This is a genomic window from Streptomyces nidicola, assembly GCF_050106155.1.
Lineage (GTDB): Bacteria > Actinomycetota > Actinomycetes > Streptomycetales > Streptomycetaceae > Streptomyces.
Window position 1 is genome coordinate 6,877,457 of the sequence record NZ_JBNBPI010000001.1, and the last position, 18,635, is coordinate 6,896,091.

Annotated in this window: 18 protein-coding genes; 10 read left to right on the forward strand and 8 right to left on the reverse strand. The window is 71.9% G+C overall.

All coding sequences use genetic code 11. The annotated features are described in order from the left end of the window. The first annotated feature begins 5 nt into the window (after window positions 1–5). From ACOKM3_RS31035 to ACOKM3_RS31060, 6 genes are all read left to right on the forward strand, one after another. On the forward strand, window positions 6–614 hold the full coding sequence (locus ACOKM3_RS31035; protein ID WP_426904347.1) for a DUF1349 domain-containing protein: 609 nt from the start codon (window positions 6–8) through the stop codon (window positions 612–614). A 1,799-nt stretch (window positions 615–2,413) separates the two neighbouring features. After that, the gene (locus ACOKM3_RS31040; RefSeq protein WP_426904348.1) at window positions 2,414–2,887 is read left to right on the forward strand and encodes a GNAT family N-acetyltransferase; all 474 of its coding nucleotides are present in this window, start codon (window positions 2,414–2,416) and stop codon (window positions 2,885–2,887) included. Between the two features lie 143 nt (window positions 2,888–3,030). Continuing rightward, on the forward strand, window positions 3,031–3,747 hold the full coding sequence (locus tag ACOKM3_RS31045; protein WP_426904350.1) for a DsbA family oxidoreductase: 717 nt from the start codon (window positions 3,031–3,033) through the stop codon (window positions 3,745–3,747). A gap of 83 nt (window positions 3,748–3,830) precedes the next feature. After that, entirely contained in the window at window positions 3,831–4,937 is a 1,107-nt protein-coding gene (locus ACOKM3_RS31050; RefSeq protein ID WP_426904352.1) for an aminotransferase class V-fold PLP-dependent enzyme, read from the forward strand. A gap of 113 nt (window positions 4,938–5,050) precedes the next feature. Further along, a complete protein-coding gene (locus ACOKM3_RS31055) occupies window positions 5,051–5,683 on the forward strand; it encodes a sigma-70 family RNA polymerase sigma factor (RefSeq protein ID WP_426904354.1) in 633 nt (210 codons plus the stop codon). Continuing rightward, window positions 5,683–6,804 carry a maleylpyruvate isomerase family mycothiol-dependent enzyme gene (locus ACOKM3_RS31060; protein ID WP_426904356.1) on the forward strand — a complete coding sequence of 374 codons (1,122 nt, stop codon included), beginning with the start codon at window positions 5,683–5,685 and terminating at the stop codon, window positions 6,802–6,804. The genes ACOKM3_RS31055 and ACOKM3_RS31060 overlap by 1 nt, the downstream gene beginning before the upstream one ends. Before the next feature lie 35 nt (window positions 6,805–6,839). Here ACOKM3_RS31060 and ACOKM3_RS31065 read toward each other — a convergent pair whose 3' ends face one another. After that, entirely contained in the window at window positions 6,840–7,334 is a 495-nt protein-coding gene (locus tag ACOKM3_RS31065) for a MarR family winged helix-turn-helix transcriptional regulator (RefSeq protein WP_426904357.1), read from the reverse strand. A gap of 176 nt (window positions 7,335–7,510) precedes the next feature. Here ACOKM3_RS31065 and ACOKM3_RS31070 point away from each other — a divergent pair, with 176 nt between their 5' ends. Beyond that, a complete protein-coding gene (locus ACOKM3_RS31070) occupies window positions 7,511–8,575 on the forward strand; it encodes an alkene reductase (protein WP_426904359.1) in 1,065 nt (354 codons plus the stop codon). A gap of 75 nt (window positions 8,576–8,650) precedes the next feature. On the opposite strand, the gene thpD is transcribed toward ACOKM3_RS31070, so the two are convergent. From thpD to ACOKM3_RS31095, 5 genes are all read right to left on the reverse strand, one after another. Next, complete coding sequence (gene thpD, locus ACOKM3_RS31075; RefSeq protein WP_426904361.1) at window positions 8,651–9,547, reverse strand: ectoine hydroxylase; 897 nt, start codon at window positions 9,545–9,547, stop codon at window positions 8,651–8,653. Between the two features lie 5 nt (window positions 9,548–9,552). Further along, the gene (locus tag ACOKM3_RS31080; protein WP_426904363.1) at window positions 9,553–9,957 is read right to left on the reverse strand and encodes an ectoine synthase; all 405 of its coding nucleotides are present in this window, start codon (window positions 9,955–9,957) and stop codon (window positions 9,553–9,555) included. A 40-nt stretch (window positions 9,958–9,997) separates the two neighbouring features. Next, on the reverse strand, window positions 9,998–11,269 hold the full coding sequence (ectB, locus tag ACOKM3_RS31085) for a diaminobutyrate--2-oxoglutarate transaminase (RefSeq protein WP_426904364.1): 1,272 nt from the start codon (window positions 11,267–11,269) through the stop codon (window positions 9,998–10,000). 64 nt (window positions 11,270–11,333) lie between these two features. After that, the gene (gene ectA / locus ACOKM3_RS31090) at window positions 11,334–11,876 is read right to left on the reverse strand and encodes a diaminobutyrate acetyltransferase (protein ID WP_266721032.1); all 543 of its coding nucleotides are present in this window, start codon (window positions 11,874–11,876) and stop codon (window positions 11,334–11,336) included. Window positions 11,877–12,275: 399 nt separating this feature from the next. Next, complete coding sequence (locus ACOKM3_RS31095) at window positions 12,276–13,376, reverse strand: pyridoxal-phosphate-dependent aminotransferase family protein (protein ID WP_327655066.1); 1,101 nt, start codon at window positions 13,374–13,376, stop codon at window positions 12,276–12,278. Between the two features lie 75 nt (window positions 13,377–13,451). Between ACOKM3_RS31095 and ACOKM3_RS31100 the strand changes: the two genes are divergently transcribed. Together ACOKM3_RS31100 and ACOKM3_RS31105 are read left to right on the forward strand one after the other, a co-directional pair. Then, complete coding sequence (locus ACOKM3_RS31100) at window positions 13,452–14,546, forward strand: amidohydrolase family protein (RefSeq protein WP_426904366.1); 1,095 nt, start codon at window positions 13,452–13,454, stop codon at window positions 14,544–14,546. Between the two features lie 305 nt (window positions 14,547–14,851). Next, the gene (locus tag ACOKM3_RS31105) at window positions 14,852–15,802 is read left to right on the forward strand and encodes an SCO1860 family LAETG-anchored protein (RefSeq protein ID WP_426904368.1); all 951 of its coding nucleotides are present in this window, start codon (window positions 14,852–14,854) and stop codon (window positions 15,800–15,802) included. Window positions 15,803–15,962: 160 nt separating this feature from the next. On the opposite strand, the gene cobC is transcribed toward ACOKM3_RS31105, so the two are convergent. Both cobC and ACOKM3_RS31115 read right to left on the reverse strand, forming a co-directional pair. Further along, a complete protein-coding gene (cobC, locus tag ACOKM3_RS31110) occupies window positions 15,963–17,405 on the reverse strand; it encodes an Rv2231c family pyridoxal phosphate-dependent protein CobC (protein WP_426904370.1) in 1,443 nt (480 codons plus the stop codon). A 67-nt stretch (window positions 17,406–17,472) separates the two neighbouring features. Next, window positions 17,473–17,847 carry a cobalamin biosynthesis protein gene (locus tag ACOKM3_RS31115; protein WP_426904372.1) on the reverse strand — a complete coding sequence of 125 codons (375 nt, stop codon included), beginning with the start codon at window positions 17,845–17,847 and terminating at the stop codon, window positions 17,473–17,475. A 48-nt stretch (window positions 17,848–17,895) separates the two neighbouring features. Here ACOKM3_RS31115 and ACOKM3_RS31120 point away from each other — a divergent pair, with 48 nt between their 5' ends. Beyond that, window positions 17,896–18,630: a ZIP family metal transporter gene (locus ACOKM3_RS31120; RefSeq protein WP_426904374.1), complete on the forward strand. Its 735-nt coding sequence runs from the start codon at window positions 17,896–17,898 to the stop codon at window positions 18,628–18,630. The last annotated feature ends 5 nt before the right edge of the window (window positions 18,631–18,635 follow it).

The following is an 18,635-nucleotide window of genomic DNA, read 5'->3' on the forward strand; positions in this document are numbered from 1 at the left end:
GCGGCATGGATCTCGAAATACCGCCCCTGCCCTACCCGTTGCGCACGTACGGACCCGACGGCCACTGGTCGTACGAGGACGGGGTGCTCACCGGGTGGGCGGGGCCCCGCCAGGACCGCTTCGTGCCGCCGACGGGGTCCTCGCTGGAACCGGCGTCGGACGCGCCGCGCCTCCTCGGGGCTCCCGACGGGGACTTCCAGCTGATCGCCCGCGTCACGGTCGGCTTCGCGGCGGCCTTCGACGCGGGGGTGCTCTACGTTCATGTGGGCGACCGGGAGTGGGCGAAGCTCTGCTTCGAGCGGTCCCCGGACGAGCCCACGATCTGTACGGTCGTGACCCGCGGCCACTCCGACGACGCGAACGCGTTCGTGGTGCCGGGGTCCTCCGTCTGGCTCCGCGTCAGCCGCACCGGCTCGGCCTTCGCCTTCCACGCCTCGACCGACGGTTCGACGTGGACGTTCATCCGCATCTTCTCCCTCGGCGACGAAAAGTCCGCGTCGGCGGCCCTGGTCGGCTTCCTGGCGCAGTCCCCGGTGGGGGAGGGCTGCGTGGTCACGTACGACCACATCGAGTACAGGCCTACGTGGCCGAAGGGCCTGCGGGACGGCTCCTGACGGGAGCGGGCGCGGCGGCCTGCGCGGTGGGGGGCGGCTGATGCCGTCGGCCTCGGTCGGCTACCGGGTGGGGTGGTCGAGGCCGGTGGTCTCGCCCGGCTGGCCGGTGGGGTGGCTGATGCCCCCGGCTTGGTGCGGCTACCCGCTTGTGGCAGCCAACGACTGTGTCCCGCTCAACCCGCACCGCGGCCCAGCCCCAGGCCCCGTGCCTCGCCCATCTCCCACCCTCCCGCCCCCTCCGGGGGCTTGGGTCCGGAGGGGTTCGGCCCGGATACGTCCGGCCCGAGGGCCCTCGGGGCCTCGGGGCTCCAAGGCCTCCGGGCTCCCGGGCCCCCCGGGCTCCCGGGCCCCCCGTGGGCCCGGGTGGTACGGGCCGGGGGCTGGCACGGACGCCGTTCCAGATGGACGACGGCCCCGGCCGACCGCTCCGGGGCGACTGCTCACCCCTGGCCGACCATTCCGGGGCGACTGCCCACCTCGGGGTGGTCATCCGCCTCGCGGTCTCGTGTGGCCTGCGGCTCGGCCCGGTGCCTGTTCCTCGCTCACCTCCCATCCACCCGCCCTCTCCGGGGGCTTCGGTCCGGGTGGGGCAGGTGGGGCGGGCCGGAGTCTGGTTCGGCCCCCGTTTCAGAAGGCCGACGCTGCCGGGGCGCCCGGAGACGGCTGCTGGCCTCAACCGGGCATCCGCTTCTCAGCCTCGCGTGGCCTGTTGTTTGGCTCGGCCTGGTTCCCGTGCCTCACTCATCTCCCACCCTCCCGCCCTCTCCGGGGGCTTCGGTCCGGGTGGGCACGGTCCGAATGGGGTCGGCCCGACGAGGGCCGGGCCGGGAGGCTGGTGCGGACTCCATTCCAGATGGGCGACAGTCCGGCCGGCCCCCTGGGGCGACTGCCCACCCCGACCGGGTATCGGCCTCTCAGCCTCGCGTGGCGTGCGGCTCGGCTCGACCCGGTTCCCGTTCCTCGCTCACCTCCCATCCACCTGCCCCTCCAGAGGCTTCGGCCCCGCGGGGTTGCCCTGGATGTGGGCTGAGGCGGGTGGGGGCGGGCCCAGTTGGTCCGGGCCGTTGGCTGCTGTGGCTGCCTGCTCGATGTGGCCGACGGCCACGCCCTCGCGAGGCCGGACGCCACGGGCAACGAGAGCACTCGCGGACTCACGTAACGGCACGATCCGGGGCCTACGCGGCCGTGAGCGACAGCTTCACCGAATTACCCACTTCGCCCGGTCACCCCTTGGGGCTGTAGATCGGCCTGGTCTCCTCCCTGGCTCAGGGGATTCGGCCCCCCCGGCGGGGTGTCCGCTCCTCGTAGTCGGCGGCCCCCGCCGCGTGTGGCTGTGGTGTGGTGACGGGCAGGTCGCCGCGTCCTCGGCCTGCGGCCGGGGCCGCCGGGCCCACGCACTCCGACCGAAGCCCCCGGAGGGGGCGGGTGGGTGGGAGATGGGCGAGGAACGGTGCGGAGGACGGACGGAGCGCACGACCGGGACGGCTCGCGCGGTGCCGTGAGGCGTCTGCCGGCTGCTACCGCTTACCGCCGGTGCCCGGTCCCGGTGCCCAGTCGGTTCCGTCCCCGGAAATCGGCCGCCCTGGGACGTTGGGGCGCTCCCGGCCGGGACGGCTCGCACGCTGCCGTGGGGGCGCCTGCCGGTCGGTACTGCTCGCCGACCGCGGCCGTGCCCTCCGGCGATACCCCCCCCCGGGGCCGGACACCCCCCCGTCCCACCCACCCGCACAAATCACGCCGCCCACCCCCACCCCCACCCCGATGAAACCCCGAGGCCATCGGCCCGCGTCCTTCGGAGCATGATCCGTACCGCCGTACCCGCCGACGCCCCCGTTCTCGCCACCCTGCACCGCAGAGCCCGTGCCACGTACTACCAGGAGGGATTCCCGGACGACGGGGATCCGAACGCGTGGGTCGAGCGGTGGTCCGTGGCCATAGCCCGCCCGCACGGGCACGTACTCGTCTGTGTCAGGGACGGCGTCGTCGTCGGGCTCGCCTCCTTCCGGCGGCCCGACGAGGCCCCGGCCGACACGGCCGTGCTGTACCAGTTCCAGGTCGACCCCGACCACTGGAGCCGCGGCATCGGCACGGAGCTGCACGCCGCCTGCGTCGAGCAGTGGCGGGTCGACGACGTCACCGAGGTCCACCTCATCGTGCACGGGGACAACACCCGCGCCCAGTCCTTCTACGCCCGGCACGGCTGGGCAGACGAGGGGCCGGAGAGCAGCGGGAGCACACACCGCCGGATGCGCCTCACCCTCGGCAGGGAATGAGCGGAGGCCCCATCCGGTTGTAGCGGAACGCAGAGGCATACTCCTGCGCAGCCGTAACCCGCACACCCGCACACCCGCACACCCGCACCGCCCCCCCCCGCACACGCTTCCGTACCCCGGAACGAGAGACCGAGAGAACCTCCATGCGCGTCGAGATCTGGACCGACATCAACTGCCCGTTCTGCTACATCGGCAAGGCCCGCTTCGAGGAGGCGCTCGACGGGTTCGCGCACAAGGACGACGTAGAGGTCGTGCACCGGTCCTTCGAGCTCGACCCGAACGCCAAGCCGGGGGAGACCGGCCTCGTGGTCCCGTACATCGCCAAGAAGTACGGCATCAGCGAGGCCCAGGCCGCCGCCAACGAGCAGGGGCTCGGGAAGCAGGCCGGCGCCCTCGGCCTGCCGTACCTCACCGAGGGCCGCGACTTCGGCAACAGCTTCGACCTGCACCGGCTGCTCCACCTCGCCAAGGACAAGGGCGTACAGGACGCGATGATCGACGCCCTGTACCGGGGGAACTTCGCCGAGGAGTCCTCCGTCTTCGGCGACGAGGAGACCGTCGTACGGCTCGCCGTCGAGGCCGGTCTCGACGAGGGCGAGGTCCGGGCGCTGCTCGCCGACCCCGACGCGTACGCGGACGCGGTGCGCGCCGACGAGCGCGAGGCCGCCGAGCTCGGCGCGAACGGTGTGCCGTTCTTCGTGCTCGACCGCAAGTTCGGCGTCTCCGGCGCCCAGCCCGCCGAGGTGTTCACGCAGGCGCTGACCCAGGCGTGGGCCGACCGCTCCCCGCTCACCGTCATCGACAGCGCGGCCGGCGGCGACGCCTGCGGCCCCGACGGCTGCGCGGTCCCGAGCGCCTGACCTGCGCTGATAAGCGTTGCTTGGACGTACTCCGTAAATATTCGCAATAGACGGGTAGTTGGCGGCGGGGCACAGTGGGTGCCATGGAGACTTCCGGTGAGCACCAGGCCCAGGTCGAGGCCCAAGTCCTCGACGTGGAGCTCGTCCGCGCGCAGTACACCCCCGCCACCACCTACCTGAACACCGCGAGTTCCGGTCTGCTCCCGGCGCGGGCCGGGGACGCGATGCGGGCCGCGATCACCGACATGACCGAGGGCCGTTCCCCCGACTCGCTCTTCGCCGACGTCGAGGAGGCCCGTGCGGCCTTCGCGCGGATCGTCGGCGTCCCCGTGGGCCGGGTCGCGACCGGCGGGTCCGTCGCCGTCTACAGCGGGCTCATCGCCGCGTCCCTGCCCGCGGGGGCCGAAGTCCTCACGGCGGAGGGCGACTTCAGCTCCACCGTCAACCCGTTCCACGTACGCGGCGACCTCAAGGTCCGTGCCGTGCCGCTCGACGCGCTGCCCGACGCGGTACGTTCCGGCACCGCGCTCGTCGCGGTGAGCGCGGCCCAGTCGGCCGACGGCAGGGTCGCCGACGTGCCCGCGCTGCGCGCCGCCACCCGTACGCACGGCGCCCGGCTCTACGTCGACGTCTCACAGGCGGCCGGCTGGTACCCGGTCGCCGCGCAGGCGGCCGACGCCGACTATCTGGCCTCCGTCGGCTTCAAATGGCTGACCTGCCCGCGCGGCGCCGTCTTCTTCGTCGGGCCGCGGGACGCCGAGGGCTTCGACGCGCTCACGCCGGTCTTCGGCGGCTGGGTCTCGGGGGAGAACCCCTGGGACAGCTGCTACGGGCCCGTCACCGAACCCGCCCGCTCGGCCCGCCGGTTCGACGAGACCCAGAGCCTCGTCGCGTACACCGGAGCCCGTCGATCCCTCGCCCTGATCGAGGAGTTGGGCCCCGAGGCGATCCACGCCCACGACCTGGCGCTCGCGGACCGGTTCCGCGCGGGCCTCGCGCGGCTCGGGCACGAACCGGTGCGCTCACCCGGATCCCCGATCGTCTCGGTGCCCGAACTCGGCGTGAAACAGCCCGACTTGCAGCGTGCCGGTATCGAACTCTCCAACAGGGCAGGGAACCTGCGGGCCTCCTTCCACCTCTACAACACGCCCGCCGACGTCGACCGCCTCCTCGACGCGCTCTCCTCGTGAAGCGACGCGAGCTCCTCGTGAAGTCCGGCCGGACCCTGGCGCCCGCCTCTCCAGGACGCTAGGAAGGCACTAGGCCCTGCCGCCGGACTCCCGTCCGCGGACGGGACCTGGAGGTGGTGGTGCCGGTGGCCCGTACGGGTGCGTACGACCCCAAGGACCGGGTCGCGGACGACGCCGAACTGCACCGACGTCTCGTCTACGGGGACGAGGCCGCGCTCTCCGAGGCGTACGACGTGTACAGCGGGCTCGTCCGTGGCGTCGCCGTGCGGGTGACCCGCTCGGCGGGGGCGGCGGACGACGTGGCGCAGGAGGTCTTCGCGCATCTGTGGGCGCGGCCCTACGCCTTCGACCCGCGGCGCGGCTCGCTCCGTACCTGGCTGAGCATGCTGGCGCACCGCCGCGCGGTCGACTGGGTGCGCAGCGAGGCCCGGCACCGCAAGGCCCACACCGCGGACGACGCGGCGCTGCACGCCATCCCGGCCCCCGACCCGGGGCCCGACGAGCGGGTCGTCGACCGTGAGCGCTCACTGCTCCTGCATTCGGCCCTGGCCCAACTCCCGTTGCATCAGCGGCAAGTGGTACATCTGGCGTACTTCGCGGGCCGGACGTACCGTCAGGCGGCGGTGGAACTCGGCATCCCGGAAGGGACCGCCAAGACCCGCCTGCGCACGGCTCTGCACCGCCTGGCCGAAACCCTGGCGGACCCGGCGGAGCCGGGCTACGAGGCCCATGAAAGGGGTGCCTGATGGCCACGGACGCGCGCGACCACGCGACAGTGAGCGAACTCCTGGGCGCCTGGGCCCTGCAGGCCCTCCCGTCCGACGAACAGCGCGCCGTCCCCGCCCACTTGGCGGACTGCGAGGAGTGCGCGGCCGAGGCCGAACGGCTGCGGGCGACCGTACGGTCCCTGAACGGCCCGAACGGACACGGAACGAACGGGAACGGGAACGAGGACGGGGCCGGAATCGGGGCGAACGGGCACGGGGCCGCCGGAGCGCCGCAGGGCGACACGGCAGGGCACCCGCCGCTCCGCACCGACAACGGACCGCTCGCGGCGGCCCTGGCCCGCCGCCCGCCCGCACCCCGCGCCGTCCCCACCGCCGCCCCGCACGCCCAGCCCTACGCGGCCACCGTCGCCGCCCTCCAGGCGCTGCTCGCCGAGGCGGACGACGCCTGGTCCACGGAGGTGGTTCACGGCTGGACGGTGCGTGACACGGTCGCGCACCTCATCGCCGCCGACGAGCCGCTCGCCGTCCATCTGGGGCTGCCGGCCCATGAACCGCCCGCCGACGCGGTGGGCGACGGCGACTGGCGCACGGTGTGGGAGGCCCGCACCCGAACGGTCATCGCCCACGAGCGCGCGCGTGAACCGCACGCCACCGTCGCCGTCTGGCACGCCCGGGCCGCCGAGCTGCTCGCCGCCCCGGCCGCCCGCGATCCCGAACTCGCCGCGCAGGCCGCTACGTTGATGGGGGCGCGGCTGCCCGTCGCCGAGCACTATCTGGTCCGCGCCTTCGAGACGTGGATCCACGGCTACGACATCGGCCGCGCCCTGGACCGCCCCGTGCCCCCGCCGCCCGCAGGTCATCTGTGGCAGCTGGTCCGGCTGGCCGTGCGGATCCTCGGCCAGGCGCTCGGCCCGAAGGCCACGCCCGTCGCCCTCACCGTCACGGACGCGAGCCGCACCACGGAGTGGATCCTCGGCTCCGAGGACGAACCGGTGCGGGCCGAACTCGCCCTGGATCCGGTCGACTTCTGCCTCCTCATCGGCGGCCGCACCGCCCCCGATGCCCTCCCGCCGGGCACCGGCGACCCGACGGCGGCCCGCACCCTCCTGAACCGGGCGGCCCGACTGGCCTGGCTGTGACAAACCGGGCTCCCATCGCCCCCCCCGAGGTGCCCCTACGGGCACTCCTCCGCCCCGGCCTCCGCGCACAGATTGCCCTCGACCACGCCCAGTAGCCGCGCGAACTCCGCCCGGTCCCGCTCGGAGAGCCCCGCCAGGGTCTGCTCCTCCAGTGCCCCCCACACCCCGGCCACGTCCTCCAGGAGCCCGCAGCTGCGGTCCGTCGCCTCGACGAGGGACGCGCGGCGGTCGCCTGGGTCGGGGGTGCGGCGCACGTGCCCGGACTGCTCCAGGCGCTGCAGCATCTTCGTGACCGTGGACGGATCCAGGTCGAGCGTCTTGATCAGCTCCGACTGACGCACGGGCCCCTTGTCCCACAGGTGCATCATCACGAACTCCTGCCCCGGATAGAGGCCGAGCCCGCGCAGCCGCTGCCCCGCGGCGATCCGGTGCAGCCGGGCGACGCGGGAGAGGGCCAGGCTGACGGGGCCGCTGCGGGCGGCGACCGGGATCCGGCCGGAACAGGCAGGGTCGTCGGCGGTGGGGGACATGGGGGCTCCTCTCGGCTTGTCCACAACATTACCTTGGCCGGCCAACTAATGAGCTACAGTGAAGTCGGTTCGATTGCTTGGTCGACCAATGTTTTATTGCGGCCTTGTGTCGCCTTCGTGTCGCCTCGTGTCGTCCGCTTGTCGACCTGTGTCGCATCCCGTTGAACGGAGTAGCCATGACCACCGCTTTCGACCCCATCGACCTCCCCGGCACCCGCCTCGCCAACCGCATAGCCATGGCCCCCATGACCCGCAGCCGGGCCGGCGAGGGCGGCACCGCCACCGCCCTGACCGCCGAGTACTACGCGCAGCGCGCCTCCGCGGGGCTCATCATCACGGAGGGGATCCAGCCCTCGGCCGTGGGGCAGGGCTATGCCTGGACGCCGGGTCTGCACACGGCGGAGCAGGTCGCCTCCTGGCGCCCGGTCACCGACGCCGTGCACGACGGGGGCGGCAAGATCTTCGCCCAGGTGATGCACTCCGGCCGGATCGGCCACCCGTCGCTCCAGCCGGACGGCGGCGCGCCGGTCGCCCCGTCCGCCGTCGCCCCGGAGGGCCAGGCCTTCACGAACGAGGGCTTCCAGGACTTCACCACCCCGCGCGAACTGACCCCGGACGAGGTCCGCGCGACCGTCGCCGACTTCGCCGAGGCCGCCCGCGGCGCCGTCGCGGCAGGCTTCGACGGCGTCGAACTGCACGGCGCCAATGGCTACTTGATCCACCAGTTCCTGTCGCCCGGCACGAACCTGCGCACCGACGAGTGGGGCGGCAGCGTCGACAACCGCATCCGGTTCGCCGTCGAGGCGGTCAGGGCCGTCGCCGACGCCATCGGCGCCGAGCGCACCGCCATCCGCCTGTCGCCCGGCAACCCGTACAACTCGATGGGCGACCACGACACGGTCGAGACCTACACCGCGCTCGTCGACGCCCTGGAACCGCTGGGCCTCGCCTACCTGCACGTACTGGAGGTCGGCGAGCAGAGCCGTGACGTGACCGTCGATCTGCGCAAGCGGTTCAGCGGCCCCTTCGTGCTCAACGCGCACACCGACGGCCCCACCGACCACCGGGCCCTCGGTCTGGTCGAGGAGGGAGTCGCCGACATCCTCAGCTTCGGCGCCCTCTTCCTCGCCAACCCCGACCTGCCGGCCCGTCTCAGGAGTGAGGGTCCGTACAACGCCCCGGACCCGGCGACCTTCTTCGGCGGCACGGAGAAGGGCTACACGGACTACCCGGCCCGTTAGGCCCGTTGATCCCCGTAACAGCAGTTGGGGCGGGGCCGTCCGGCGGTCCCGCCCCAACTCGTGCGCCTACGAGGATCACTTCACCGGAGTGAAGTCCCGCGCACCGATGAACTCCGGACGCCTTACCGGCGCCGCGAACGGCTCCACCGCCTTGTTCTCCACGCTGTTGAACACGATGAACACGTTCGAGCGCGGGTACGGGGTGATGTTGTCACCGGAGCCGTGCATGGCGTTGCAGTCGAACCAGGTCGCCGAGCCGGGCTTGCCGGTGAACAGCTGGATGCCGTGTGCGTCGGCGAACTTGCTCAGGGCCTCGTCCGAGGGCAGGCCCGCGTCCTGCATCTGCAGCGACTTCTTGTAGTTGTCCTTCGGCGTCTCACCCGCGCAGCCGAGGAACGTCTTGTGCGAGCCGGGCATGATCATGAGCCCGCCGTTGGTGTCGTAGTTCTCCGTCAGCGCGATGGAGACGGACACCGTCCGCATGTTCGGCAGGCCGTCCTCGGCGTGCCAGGTCTCGAAGTCCGAGTGCCAGTAGAAGCCCCGCGCCCCGAAACCGGGCTTGACGTTGATCCGCGACTGGTGGACGTAGACGTCCGAGCCCAGGATCTGACGGGCCCGCCCCACGATGCGCTCGTCACGCACCAGGTTGGCGAAGACCTCGCTGATCTTGTGGATCTCGAAGACCGAGCGGATCTCCTGCGACTGCTTCTCGACGATGGAACGCTCGTCGGCGCGCATCGTCGGATCGGTCACCAGACGGTTCAACTCGGCCTGGTAGGTGCCGATCTCGTCCGGGCCGATCAGCTCGTCGATGGCGAGGAAGCCGTCCCGCTCGAAGGAGGCGAGGTCCGACTGGCGAATCGGCCCTCGCGCTCCCTCCGCCGACCAGACGACCGGGTCGACACGCGGCGTGGCCACCTCGGAGGCGCCTCGCGTCGGGTACAGGTCCGTGATGTCGGGTGCGGTCGTCATCGGGATCAGGCCTCCTCGTCCTCTGTCAGCAGCGGGTAGACGCCGTTCTCGTCGTGGTCCTCCCGTCCGGTCACCGGAGGGTTGAACACGCAGACGCAGCGGAAGTCGGTCTTCGGGCGCAGGGTGTGCTTCTCATGACCGTCCAGGAGGTACATCGTCCCCGGTTCGATCCAATGCGTCTCACCGGTCTCCCGGTTGGTGAGCTCGGCCTCGCCCTCCACGCACAGCACGGCCTCGATGTGGTTGGCGTACCACATGTCGGTCTCGGTGCCCGCGTAGAGGATCGTCTCGTGCAGAGAGAAGCCGACCTTCTCCTTGGCAAGCACGATGCGCTTGCTCTCCCAGGTGCCGGTCGCCGACTTCACGTGCCGGTCGGTGTTCTCTATCTCCTTGAACGAACGGACAATCACGGTGAGTTGCTGCCTTTCCTCGTAAACTTGGTGGTGCGTGTCAGACGGTCTCGCGCACGGCTCGCGTGAGCGTGCGCAGACCCTCGTCCAGCTCCTCCGGCGTGATCGTCAGTGCCGGAAGCAGCTTGACGACCTCGCTCTCGGGGCCGGAGGTCTCGATGAGCAGGCCCAGCTCGAAGGCCCGCTTGGCGACCTTGTTGGCCCGGTCCTTGTCGCGGAACTCGATGCCCCAGACCATGCCGCGGCCGCGGTACTCGACGATCTCGTCGTGGTACTCCGTGCGCAGGGCGCCGAGCACCTCGTCGATCTGCTCGCCGCGCTCCAGGGTCTGCTTCTCCATGGCCGCGCCGTCGGTCCAGTACGTCTCCAGGGCCGCGGCGGCCGTCACGAACGCGGGGTTGTTGCCGCGGAACGTGCCGTTGTGCTCGCCCGGCTCCCAGACGTCGAGCTCCGGCTTGAACATGCACAGGGACATGGGCATCCCGTACCCACTGATGGACTTCGAAACGGTCACGATGTCCGGCGTGATGCCCGCCTCCTCGAAGGAGAAGAAGGCACCGGTGCGGCCGCAGCCCATCTGAATGTCGTCGACGATCAGGAGCATGTCCCAACGTTCGCAGACATCCGCCAGTTTGCGCAGCCACTCGGCACGGGCGACATTGATGCCGCCCTCGCCCTGGACCGTCTCGACGATCACGGCGGCCGGGGTGTTCAGGCCGGAGCCGGAGTCCTCCAGAAGGCGCTCGAACCAGATGAAGTCCGGCGTCTGGCCGTCGAGGTAGTTGTCGAACGGCATCGGCGTGCCGTGCACCAGCGGGATGCCGGCGCCCGCGCGCTTGAACGCGTTGCCGGTCACCGCGAGCGAGCCGAGCGACATGCCGTGGAAGGCGTTGGTGAAGGACACGATCGACTCGCGGCCCTTGACCTTGCGCGCCAGCTTCAGCGCGGACTCGACGGCGTTGGTGCCCGTCGGGCCCGGGAACATGACCTTGTAGGGCAGGTCGCGCGGGCGCAGGATGATGTTCTGGAAGGACTCCAGGAAGTTGCGCTTCGCCGTGGTCGACATGTCGAGCCCGTGCACGACGCTGTCGCGCTCCAGGTAGTCGATCAGGGCGCGTTTCAGGACCGGGTTGTTGTGGCCGTAGTTGAGCGATCCGGCACCGGCGAAGAAGTCGAGGTACTCGTGGCCGTCCTCGTCGTACATACGGCTGCCCTGGGCCCGGTCGAAGACGGTGGGCCAGCTGCGGCAGTAGCTGCGCACCTCCGACTCAAGGGTCTCGAAGACGCTCAGGTCCGGCTGGGTGATGGTCACAGCGAAAGCTCCTCTAGGGAGGGAAGTTGAGGGGGGTTCGGGATGAGTGGGGTCGAGGGCGCGCTCAGGCCAGCGGGCCTATGCGGTACAGCTCCTCGGGCAGGTGCCCGTCGTCCGGGAACAGGCCCGCGTCGAACAGCACCGTGCGGGCCACGCCGACGCGGTGCCGGCGGGCGAACGAGGTGAACAGGGCCTGGGACGCGGCGTTGTCGGGCGTGATGGTGGTCTCGAGGGTGGTGACCGGACGCGCCGCCGCGACCCGTGCGGCCAGCCCGTCGAGCAGTGCGGCCGCCAGGCCGCGCCCACGCTGCGCAGCGTCCACGGCGACCTGCCACACCACGAGGATGTCGGGTCGGTCGGGACGTACGTAACCGGTGATGAAACCGGCCACCTCGCCCTTCTCGTCGCGGGCGATCACCGACGTGGCGGCGAAGTCGCGACACCACAGCAGGTAGCTGTAGGAGGAGTTGAGGTCGAGCACCTTCGAGTCGCGGGCGATACGCCAGATCGCGGCTCCGTCGGCCACCTCGGGGTGGTCGATCTTCAGTCCGTCGGGGACCGGGGCCACTTCGGCGACTTCCAGGAATTGCGCTTGTGCGGCGGTCATGCAAATTGAATTTACCGAGCAATTTTCGGGATTGCACCCGCAGAAGGGGTTACGTAACGAGGGCTTCTGTGTTATCGCGCGCAGGTGAGCGCGCGCACGAGATCGCGGCGGTATGTCCCGGTTTGATGGGGACAAAATGGTCGTATCTAAATTCGTGTGGAGTACGTCACAGCGTCGTAATCGCTACGAGACGCGTCCGAATTACGTCGGTTCCCGTTGATGAAATCTAGGTGTTTACCCTGCGGGAAAGCGGGCAGAAGCAGAACAGGAAGCCTCGCCGGATGGCTCTGATAAAACGCGGGACAATTCTGTCTGAACAATTCCTGGATAAAAACAAAGGCGCCGCCCCGAAAAGGGCGACGCCTAGAGGTGAGTGCGCCGGTTCGTGCGCCGGGGTGCTTATTCCCAGGCGGCCGCGACTGCCTTTCGCGCCCCTTCCAGATCGACCTCGAACCCGGCCTCCGCGAGCGCCCCGCCGAGCGCGGCGAGCGAGGACTGCACGACGCCACGGGTCGCCTGCGGACCGTAGTGATTGACCCGGATCATCTCCTGGGCGAGCGCGCCGCCCCCGGCGACCAGCGGCAGGACCGGGTCCACTGCCAGCGCCTTCGCCACCAGCTCGCGGGCGTCCGTACCGGCCGGCGCGCGCAGTGTAGTGGCGACAGGGGCGGCGTCCCGGGCTTCGTGAACGTATGGCTCAAGTCCACCGCCCAGCGCGAGCGTTCCGGCGCGGGTGGCGGCCGCGGCGGAGGCGTGCCGCGCCATCAGGGCGTCCAGGCCCTCGCCCTCGATGCGCTCCACGCACGCCTCCAGGGCGAGCATCTCCAGCTGCGCCGGCGCGTGCAGCAGCGCCTTGCGCCCGCCGTCCACCCAGCGCTGCTTCCAGTCGAGAAGCGAGAGGTAGGAGTGGCGCGGCGCGTTCGGATTGGCGGCCATCCGCTCCCAGGCCCGCGCGCTCACCGACACGGCCGAGACGCCGGCAGGACCGCCCATCGCCTTCTGCGCGCCGATCACGCACAGGTCCACGCCCCACGCGTCCGGAAGCACCGGCTCCGCGGCGATCGACGCGACGGCGTCCAGGTAGAACAACGCACCGTGCGCCCGCACCACTTCACCGATCTCGGCGACCGGGTTCGTGTTGCCTGTCGCGGCCTCCGCGTGCACCAGGGAGACGAAGTCGATCTCCGGGTGCTCGGCGAGCGCCTGCCCGACCTGCTCGGCGGTGACGGCCGTGTGGAAGGGCACCGCCAGGTCGTGCACCGTGGCGCCGCAGTCGCGCAGCCAGTCGCCGAAGGTCTGCCCGTACGGACCGGTGATCACGTTCAGCGCCACCGTGCCGGGCCCCGCGGCGGCACGGATCGCGCCCTCCAGCGGAAGCAGCGCCTCACCCTGCATGATCACGACGTTCTGCGAGGTGTCCATCAGCCGGGCCACACGGTCCTCGATGGAGGCGAAATGCTCGGCGCTCAACGGGGCCAGGTCGAGAAACGGATGCGTCACGGTGGTGCTCTCTTCGCTCACGGGTTCGTACGGGTGCCAGTGCCGAGCGTACCCACCGCCTCATAGGCTGCGCGCATGAGTATTGGCGGGGTACTGCACGTAAAGGGACGGGTCCTCGTCGGGCCCGACGACGTACGCGACGAACTGTGGGTGGTGGACGGCCGGATCGCATACGACCGGCCCGTGACGGCGGGCCTCGACGTCACCACGGTCGAGGGCTGGGCGCTGCCCGGCCTGGTCGACGCGCACTGCCACGTCGGGCTCGGCACACATGGCCCCGTCGATGCCGAGACCGCCGAGAAGCAGGCCCTGACCGACCGCGACCACGGCACGCTGCTGCTGCGCGACGCGGGCTCCCCCTCCGACACCCGCTGGGTCGACGACCGCGAGGACCTGCCGCGCATCATCCGCGCCGGCCGCCACATCGCCCGTACACGTCGTTACATTCGCAATTTCGCGCACGAGATCGAGCCCGATGAGCTCGTCGCGTACGTCGCCCAGGAGGCGCGGCGCGGGGACGGCTGGGTCAAGCTCGTCGGCGACTGGATCGACCGGGGGACGGGCGACCTCGGCGCCTGCTGGCCGCGCGACGCGGTCGAGGCGGCGATCGCCGAGGCGCACCGCCTGGGCGCCCGCGTCACGGCCCACTGCTTCGCGGAGGACTCGCTGCGCGATCTCGTCGAGGCGGGCATCGACTGCATCGAGCACGCCACCGGCCTGACCGACGACACCATCCCGCTGTTCGCGGAGCGCGGTGTCGCGATCGTCCCGACCCTCGTGAACATCGCTACGTTCCCGCAGCTCGCGGCGGGCGGCGAGAGCAAGTTCCCCGACTGGTCGGCCCACATGCGCCGCCTGTACGACCGCCGCTACGACACGGTCCGCAACGCCTACGACGCCGGGATCCCGGTCTACGTCGGCACGGACGCGGGCGGCTCCCTCGCGCACGGACTGGTCGCGGGCGAGGTCGAGGAGCTGGTGCGGGCCGGCATCCCGCCCGTCGAGGCGCTGTCGGCGACGGCGTGGGGCGCGCGCTCCTGGCTCGGCCGCCCCGGCCTGGAGGAGGGCGCGCCCGCGGACCTCGTGGTCTACGGGTCCGATCCGCGCGAGGACGTACGGGCGCTGGCGGCGCCGCGCAGGATCGTGCTGCGGGGCAACGTGGTGGGTTGACGCAGCGTTACTCCCGCGCCCCGGGGCTCGTTGCACACCACTCGGCGGCGCCCGCGCGGTCAACCCGCGTACAAGCGGCGCATCGACAGTACGGGCGACCCGTGGGCGAAAGCGGTGGGGCGGATGGGAACGCGCGAGCCCGAAGATTCGAAGACGTGCGCGGAAACGCCCCGTTGGGGTGAACTCACGCCTGGTTGCTGACCGTTCACTCTCAGTGCGTAAAGATTCCCTCAACGATGACCAGTCGGGACCGTCCCGTCCCGGCGCTGTCCCGGTTCATTTTCTCCAGTGGGGGTCCCACCAGCATGCCCAGCTCCACCCTGAACACCGTCCTGCGCACGCCCGCCCGTCGCGTCGCCGCGACCGCCGCCGCCACCGCGCTCGCCCTCGGCCCCACCGTGCTCGCGACCGCGGGCCCGGCCGCCGCCACCGAGCACAGCGGCGGCAAGGCCGGCGCGGTCGTGCTCCGCACAGGACTCGACGTGTCGCTCCTCAACAAGACCGTGAACGTCCCGCTCAAGGTCTCGCTGAACGAGGTGCAGGCACCCAAGAGCGCCGACAGGACCGCGCTGACCGCCCAGTTGGACGGGGTCGACGGCGGACAGCCGTTCAGCGTGCTGCGCGCGGACGTGGCGCGGACGAAGGCCACGGTCGAGGGCGACACGGCGGAGGGCTTCACGGAGCTCGCCCACGCCAAGGTCCACGTCCCCGGTCTCCCGCTGCTCTCCCTGATCGAGGTCGGCCAGGTGACGTCCAAGGCGACGTGCGTGGCGGGCGAGAAGCCGGTCGCCGAGTCGAACCTGCTGGGCGGCGTCACCGTCCTCGGCAAGAAGATCACGCTGTCGACCGGCGGTACGACGTCCGTCAAGGTCCCGGGGGTCGGCGAGGTGACCCTCGGCCTCTCCAACCGGTCCACGACGGACACCACGGCGGCGGCCTCCGCCCTCCAACTCAAGGTTCACGTCAACCCGTTGAACCTCAACGTCGCGGAGGTCGACGGCGAGGTCACGCTCGCGGAGGCGACGTGCGAGACGCCGAAGGCGGCGGAGGCGCCGGCCCCGAAGCCGAAGCCTCAGGGTGAGCAGGCCGACACCCCGGTCCAGAAGACGCAGGCGCAGCCGGCGGCCGACAAGCAGGACCTCGCGGAGACGGGTGGCAACGAGATGACTCCGTACATTGCGGGAGGTGCGATCGTGCTGCTCGCCGCCGGCGGTGGAGCGGTGGCCATGGCCCGCCGGGGCCGTAGCAGGGTGTAACTCAATCGGCCAAATCAAGCCCCTGCGGCGATTGAGCAGCGGGGTATGGGGCAGAGCCCCAATCGTTTCGCCCCTCCGGCGCCGAGGTCACGGGGCTCCGCCCCGGACCCCGCTCCTCAAACGCCGGAGGGGCTGAATTGGCTCAATCGCCGCAGGGGCTTTAATCCAGAACCCCGGCCAACGCGGCAGCGAACGCGTCGCTGGTGCGCCGACCCCGCACCGCGACGCGGACCCAGTCCGGGCCGAGGCCCGGGAAGGTGTCGCCGCGGCGCACCGCGAAACCGATACCCCGCAGCCGCTCCCGCACGGAACCCGCGTCCGGGATTCGCACCAGGACGAACGGGCCCTCCGCAGGCCCCGCCACGAACACCCCGCGCGGCGCCAACCCCCGCAGCAGGCCCACCAGATACTCCCGGTCCGCCGCGACGGCGACCGCCGCGTCCGCCGCCTCCGCCACCCCGCGGGCGGACACGCACGCCTGCGCGGCGACGAGCGCGGGCGAGGACACCGGCCACAGTGGCTGCGCCTGCTCGAGCGCCGCGACCACCTCCGGCTCCGCCACCACATACCCGACCCGCAGCCCGGCCAGGCCCCACGTCTTCGTCAGGCTCCGCAGCACCACGAGCCCCGGCACGTCCGTCCGCCCCGCCAGGGACTCCCGCTCGCCCGGCACGGCGTCCATGAACGCCTCGTCGACCACCAGGAACCGCCCGGGGCGCGCCAGTCGGGTCAGCGCGTCCGCCGGGTGCAGCACGGAGGTCGGATTCGTGGGGTTGCCGACGACCATCAGATCCGCGTCGTGCGGCACGAGCGCCGGATCGAGCCGGAACCCGTCCTCCTCGCGCAACAACACCCGCCCCACCGCGTGTCCGGCATCCTCCAACGCCGCCTCGGGCTCGGTGAATTGAGGGTGTACGACCACGGGCCTGCGCACCCGCAGCGCCCGCGCGAGCAGCACGAACGCCTCCGCCGCCCCGGCCGTGAGCAGCACCCGTTCCACCGGTACCCCGTGGTGCGCGGCCACCGCGGCGCGCGCGGCCCGCCCGTCCGGGTACGCCGCGAGCCCGTCCAAAGACTCGGCGATGTGCTCCCGCAGCCAGGACGGCGGCGTGCCCGTGCGCACGTTCACCGCGAGATCGGTCAACTTCTCGCCGTCGTCGCGGACTTCGGCGTCACCGTGGTGCCGCAGATCGGGTCCGCCGACCGGATCCGCCACGTCAGGGGCGGCCGCGCAGCGCACGTCCACCTCCGGATGCGCCGCGGCCCACCCCACGGCCTGCGCGTGGAACCGCTCCGACGGCAGGGCTCCGTAGGGCAGTACGACGACCCGCCGCGCGCCGAGCGCCGCGCACCGGTCGAGCCCCGCGGGCACGTCGGGGGCCGCCGACACATACGCCGGCTCCACGCCCGCGTAGCCGCTGCCCTCCCACAACAGCCGTGCGGCGGCGGCGAGTTCGGCGTTGACCGCGGAGTCGGCCGAGCCGGCGCCGACGAGCAGCACGGTCACATCGGCCCGGTCGCGCGGTGTGCGGGGGCCGCCGCCCAGAACGTCGTCGAGCCGTTGCTCCAGGGCGGCGAGCAGGGCCGGGGGAGGGGTGTGCATGGGGACGGGCTCCTTGCGGGGAGGGCGAGAGGGGGAATCCTGCAGGGGGGAGAAGCCGGGCCGGTCCCTACCCCGGCCGCGCCACCGCACACGTCACCCGGCCCGGGCCCCCGCCCGCCCCGGCCGACGTCCGCTTCGGGACGAGCAGTTCACCGCCCCGTACGAGCGCGGCGGCCTCGGCGACCGACGGGGTGCCCACGGCATCACGGGCCCGCGCGGACGGATGCGGCACGGGAACGGCGGCGAGCCGCTCGGCGTCGTACGTCTCCAGGGGCACGCCCAGCGCCTCGGCCGCCGCGACGATGCCGGGCTCCCGGCCCTTGGCGTCGACCGTCGCGAGCGCCAGGACGTCCGCCCTGCCCGCCTCGGCGAGCACGGCCCGGACGAGCCCGAGAACTTCGTCCGCCGGGGCACCGGACCGGGCCCCGACACCGACGACCACGCCACGCAGGATGTGCGCGGAGGCCCCCGGATGGGTTAGCAAGGGGCCATGGCCGTGATCGTGGCGCTGAGCGCCTTCCTGATGACCTTGGTCGGCGGCTGGACCGCGCAGCGGGTCACCGACCGGCGCCACCTGGTGCTCGGCCTCGCCGGCGGCCTGATGCTCGGCGTGGTCGGCCTCGACCTGCTGCCCGAGGCACTGGAAGCGGCGGGCGGCGAGGTGTTCGGGGTGCCGGCGGCGCTGCTGCTGTTCGTGGCCGGATTCCTCGGGGCGCACATCATGGAGCACCTGCTGGCCCGCCGCCAGGCCGCCCACGGGGCGGAGGAGGGCGTGGTGCCCGGCAGGGCCCCCGAGGTGGGGCTCACGGCGGCGTCCGCGATGGTCGGGCACAGCCTGATGGACGGCATGGCGATCGGCGCCGCCTTCCAGATCGGCGGCGGCATGGGCACGGCCGTGGCGCTCGCCGTGATCGCCCACGACTTCGCCGACGGCTTCAACACGTACACGATCACCCGGCTCTACGGGAACGCCCGCCGCAAGGCGTTGATCATGCTGTTCGCGGACGCGGCGGCGCCCGTCGTGGGCGCCGCGTCCACGCTCCTGTTCACCATTCCGGAGCAATTGCTCGGCGGCTATCTCGGCTTCTTCGGCGGCGTGCTGCTCTACCTGGCCGCCGCCGAGATCCTTCCCGAGGCCCACCACGAGCACCCGGCCCGCTCGACGCTGCTGTGCACCGTCGCGGGCGCGGCCTTCATCTGGCTCGTGGTGGGCATCGCGGGCTGACCCGT

Bases quoted from the DNA above. Each gene is read 5' to 3' on its own strand.
- ACOKM3_RS31070 (WP_426904359.1), top strand. From the start codon at position 7,511: ATGACCACCGCTTTCGACCCCATCGACCTCCCCGGCACCCGCCTCGCC.
- ACOKM3_RS31050 (WP_426904352.1), top strand. From the start codon at position 3,831: ATGGAGACTTCCGGTGAGCACCAGGCCCAGGTCGAGGCCCAAGTCCTC.
- ACOKM3_RS31105 (WP_426904368.1), top strand. From the start codon at position 14,852: ATGCCCAGCTCCACCCTGAACACCGTCCTGCGCACGCCCGCCCGTCGC.
- ACOKM3_RS31060 (WP_426904356.1), top strand. From the start codon at position 5,683: ATGGCCACGGACGCGCGCGACCACGCGACAGTGAGCGAACTCCTGGGC.
- ACOKM3_RS31120 (WP_426904374.1), top strand. From the start codon at position 17,896: ATGGCCGTGATCGTGGCGCTGAGCGCCTTCCTGATGACCTTGGTCGGC.
- ACOKM3_RS31035 (WP_426904347.1), top strand. From the start codon at position 6: ATGGATCTCGAAATACCGCCCCTGCCCTACCCGTTGCGCACGTACGGA.
- ACOKM3_RS31045 (WP_426904350.1), top strand. From the start codon at position 3,031: ATGCGCGTCGAGATCTGGACCGACATCAACTGCCCGTTCTGCTACATC.
- thpD (WP_426904361.1), bottom strand. From the start codon at position 9,547: ATGACGACCGCACCCGACATCACGGACCTGTACCCGACGCGAGGCGCC.
- cobC (WP_426904370.1), bottom strand. From the start codon at position 17,405: ATGCACACCCCTCCCCCGGCCCTGCTCGCCGCCCTGGAGCAACGGCTC.
- ACOKM3_RS31065 (WP_426904357.1), bottom strand. From the start codon at position 7,334: ATGTCCCCCACCGCCGACGACCCTGCCTGTTCCGGCCGGATCCCGGTC.
- ACOKM3_RS31100 (WP_426904366.1), top strand. From the start codon at position 13,452: ATGAGTATTGGCGGGGTACTGCACGTAAAGGGACGGGTCCTCGTCGGG.
- ACOKM3_RS31040 (WP_426904348.1), top strand. From the start codon at position 2,414: ATGATCCGTACCGCCGTACCCGCCGACGCCCCCGTTCTCGCCACCCTG.
- ectA (WP_266721032.1), bottom strand. From the start codon at position 11,876: ATGACCGCCGCACAAGCGCAATTCCTGGAAGTCGCCGAAGTGGCCCCG.